This is a genomic window from Streptomyces flavochromogenes, assembly GCF_000717595.1.
GTDB lineage: Bacteria > Actinomycetota > Actinomycetes > Streptomycetales > Streptomycetaceae > Streptomyces > Streptomyces flavochromogenes.
Map to the genome: position 1 here is coordinate 1 of NZ_JNZO01000071.1, position 3,919 is coordinate 3,919.

Annotated in this window: 1 protein-coding gene; it reads right to left on the bottom strand. The window is 73.2% G+C overall.

The annotated features are described in order from the left end of the window. Positions 1-3,919: SDR family NAD(P)-dependent oxidoreductase (locus IF00_RS0140180; protein WP_037640448.1), on the bottom strand; the 3,919-nt coding region annotated here is incomplete at both ends.

The window sequence follows — 3,919 nt, forward strand, 5'->3', positions numbered from 1 at the left end:
CACCACAAGCCCCGCACCCTCACCCCAGCCCGTCCCATCGGCCGACTCCGCGAACGCCTTGCACCGCCCATCAGCAGACAACCCACGCTGCCGCGAGAACTCCACCAACACCCCGGGCGAGGACATCACACTCACCCCACCGGCCACCGCCAGCGAGCACTCGCCGCTCCGCAGCGCGTGAGCGGCCTGGTGCAACGCGACCAGCGACGACGAACACGCCGTGTCCACCGTCACCGCAGGCCCCTCCAGACCCAGGAAGTACGCCAGCCGACCCGACGTGACGCTCCCACTGGTACCGGTCAGCAGCAGCCCATCAGCCTCCGCCGAGCCCTCGTGCATCGGCGGCCCGTAGTCCTGTGACATGGCACCGATGAACACACCCGTGTCGCTGCCGCGCAGCGAACCGGGCTCGATCCCGGCGTCCTCCAGCGTCTGCCACGCGGTCTCCAGGAGCAGCCGCTGCTGCGGGTGCATCGCCAGCGCCTCGCGCGGCGACACCCCGAAGAACCCGGCGTCGAACTCCCCCGCGTCGTCGAGGAAGTAGCCCTTGTCCACGTAACTCTTGCCGGTCCGTCCGGGGTCCGGGTCGAACAGGTTCTCCAGATCCCAGCCTCGGTCGCGAGGCAGCCCGCCGACCGCGTCCCGACCCGACCGCACCAGCTCCCACAGAGCGTCCGGCGACGACACGCCACCGGGATACCTGCAGCCCATCCCGACGACGGCGATCGGATCGTCGACCTCCGCCGTGGCGGCCGCGGCGGCCGGAGCGACGGCCTGGATACTCCCGCCCAGCAGCTCCCCGCGCAGGAACGCGGCCAGCGCGGACGGGGTCGGCCGGTCGAACACCACAGTGGCCGACAGCCGCAGTCCGGTGACCTCGTTGAGCCGCTTGCGGAGTTCCACCGCGGACAGCGAGTCGAGGCCGAGCTCCCTGAACGCGACGGCCGGCTGTACGGAGTCGGCGCCGGCGTGGCCGAGCACGGTGGCGGTGTGGGAGCGCACCAGATCGAGCAGCTCGCGGTCGACGTCCTCGGCCGGGCGGCCGGCCAGCCGGTCGGCGAGCGTCGACGCGGTCGCCGTGACGGCGATCGCCACGCGCCGCGCCCGGACCAGCCCGCGCAGCACCTCCGGCAGGGTCGCTTCCGCGGCCTGCGCACGCAGCCGGTCCAGGTCGAACGCGACCGGTGCGGCGGTGGCCTCGCCTCGGGCGAAGGCCGCGTCGAACAGCGCGACGCCCTCGTCCGACGGAAGCGGCTTCAGCCCGGTGCGCGCCATGCGGGCGATGTCCGCGTCGTTCAGGCCGCGGGTCAGTTCGCTGCGCTCGCTCCAGAACCCCCACGCGAGCGAGGTCGCCGGAAGTCCGGTGGCGTGGCGGTACTGGGCGAGCGCGTCGAGGAACACGTTCGCGGCGGCGTAGTTCGCCTGGCCCGCGTTGCCGATCGTGCCCATGATCGAGGAGAACAGCACGAACGCGGACAGCCCCAGGTCCTTGGTCAGGTCGTGCAGGTTCCACGCCGCGTCCAGCTTCGGCGTGAGGACGGTGTCGATCTTCTCCGGTGTCATCCCGGCGATCAGCCCGTCGTCCAGGGTCCCGGCGGCGTGCACCACGCCGGTGAGCGGGTGGTTCGCCGGGACTGCCGCGAGCAGTGCCGAGAGCGCGCCCCGGTCGGCCACGTCGCACGCGGCGGTCGTCACCTCGGCGCCCAGCCCGGACAGCTCGGCGACCAGCTCCGCGGCTCCCGGGGTATCGGGTCCGCGCCGGGAGACCAGCAGCAGGTGCCGCACCCCGTGCTGCGTGACCAGGTGCCGGGCGAACAGCCTGCCGAGTGTTCCGGTGCCTCCGGTGAGCAGCACGGTGCCGTCGGTGTCCCACCGAGACGGCGCCTCCGACGCGCTCCAGCCCTCGGACTCCGGTCGCCCCGGCATGCCCTCGGGTTCCCGTGGGCCGTCCAGGGAGCTCGCCCTGGCCAGTCTCGGCACCACGACCCGTCCGTCACGCAGCGCGAACTGGGTGGCGCCGCCGGCCAGCGCGGCCGGCAGCGCGGCCGACGAGCGAGCGTCCTCATCCACGTCGGCCAGGACCAGCCGACCGGGATGCTCGCTCTGCGCGGAGCGGAGCAGCCCCCAGAGGGGCGCGGTGGACAGGTCGGGTACGGGGTCGGTGGATCCGGTCATCACCGCGTGCCGGGTCACCACGACCAGCCGAGCCTCCCCGAAGCGGTCGTCGGACACCCAGGCCCTGACCAGGTCGAGCGCACGGTACAGCGCCGTGCGGGCGGCTGCCGGGACGTCCGCCGTCGCGTCCCCTTCGACGCACACGATCACGTCGGACGTGCCGTCGGGTATCGCGGACAGTTCGGTGAACCGTGGCCGGTCGACGCCGTCCTCCGTCGCCGAGCGCAGGCCGAACGGGTCGCGGCCGAGCAGTGCGAGCCGGGTGGGCGGTGCCGCGTCCGCCGACGGCGCGGATGTCCATTCCAGGCACAGCAGGGAGTCCCGGTCGACGGCCGCGGAGCCGAGGCCCGCGACGTCGGCGGGAAGCATGGCCAGCAACGCCACCTCGGCCACGGGCCTGCCGGCGCCGTCCGCCGCGCGCAGCCGTATCGCGTTGTCCCCCACGGTCGTCACCGACACGCGCAGCGCGGAGGCGCCGGAGGCGTACAGCGTGACGCCTTCCCACGCGTACGGCAGCCGTATCCGGCCGTCGCTCGGCAGGACCTCACTCATGAGTGCGGCGTGGAGGGTGGCGTCGAGGAGGGCGGGGTGGACGGTGAAGGCGTCGGGGTCGGCGGGGAGGGCGATCTCGGCGTAGACGTGGTCGTCGCGGCGCCACATCCGGTGCAGCCCCTGGAACACCGCACCGTACTGGTATCCCTGGGCGGCGAGCGTCTCGTACGAGAAGTCCACGGGCCCTGCCCCGGCGGGGGGCCAGGCCGTGAGGTCCCAGTCCGGGGACGGCGCCCCGGCGTCCAGGACGCCCACCGCGTGACACGTCCAGGACGTGGCCGCGCCCGTGTCCGGCCGCGCGTCGATCCGCACCGGTCGCGCACCGTCGCCGGTGGACGGCTCGCCCACCTCCACCCGGATCCTGACCGCACCCTCCTCGGGCAGGACGAGCGGAGTCTGCACCGTCAGCTCGCGTACCGTGCCGTAGTCGACCCGGTCGGCGGCGTGCACCGCCAACTCGGCGAAGGCAGCGCCGGGCACCACGATGGTGCCGGCCACCCGGTGGTCGGCCAGCCAGGGGTGCGTGGCCAGGGACACCCGGCCGGTGAGGACCAGGCTGCTCGCGCCCTCGGTGACCGCACCGAGCAGGGGATGGCCGGCTGCGGTCAGTCCGACGGCGGCGATGTCACGTCGGCCGGTGTCGGGCTTGAGCCAGTAACGCGTCCGTTGGAAGGGGTACTTGGGCAGGTCGGCATGACGGCCGCCGTGCGGATGTGCGGGCGTGTGATGGCTGGTGGCGCCGGCGGTGAACGCCTCGCCGGTGGAGCGCAGGAAGGCGGCCAGGTCGCCGTGGTGCCGACGCAGGGTCCCGATGGCGCGGGCAGGAGTGGGCGTGGTGTCGATGGTCTCCTGCACGCCCGGAGCGAGAACCGGGTGGGGACTGGACTCGATGAACACGTCGTAGCCGTCTTCGACGAGCAGCCGGGTGGCGGCTTCGAATTCGACGGTGCTGCGCAGGTTGCGGAACCAGTAGTCCGCGTCGAGTGCGGTGGTGTCGATCGGCTGCCCGGTGACGGTGGAGTAGAAGCGGACCTCACCGGACCGGGGACGGATCGGGGCCAGCAGGTCCAGCACCTGCTCACGGATCTCGTCCACGTGCCAGGAGTGGGAGGCGTAGTCGACGGGGATGCGCCAGGTACGCACCCCCTCGGCCTCGAACACGGCCTGCAACTCGTCCAGAGCCCCCGCACTG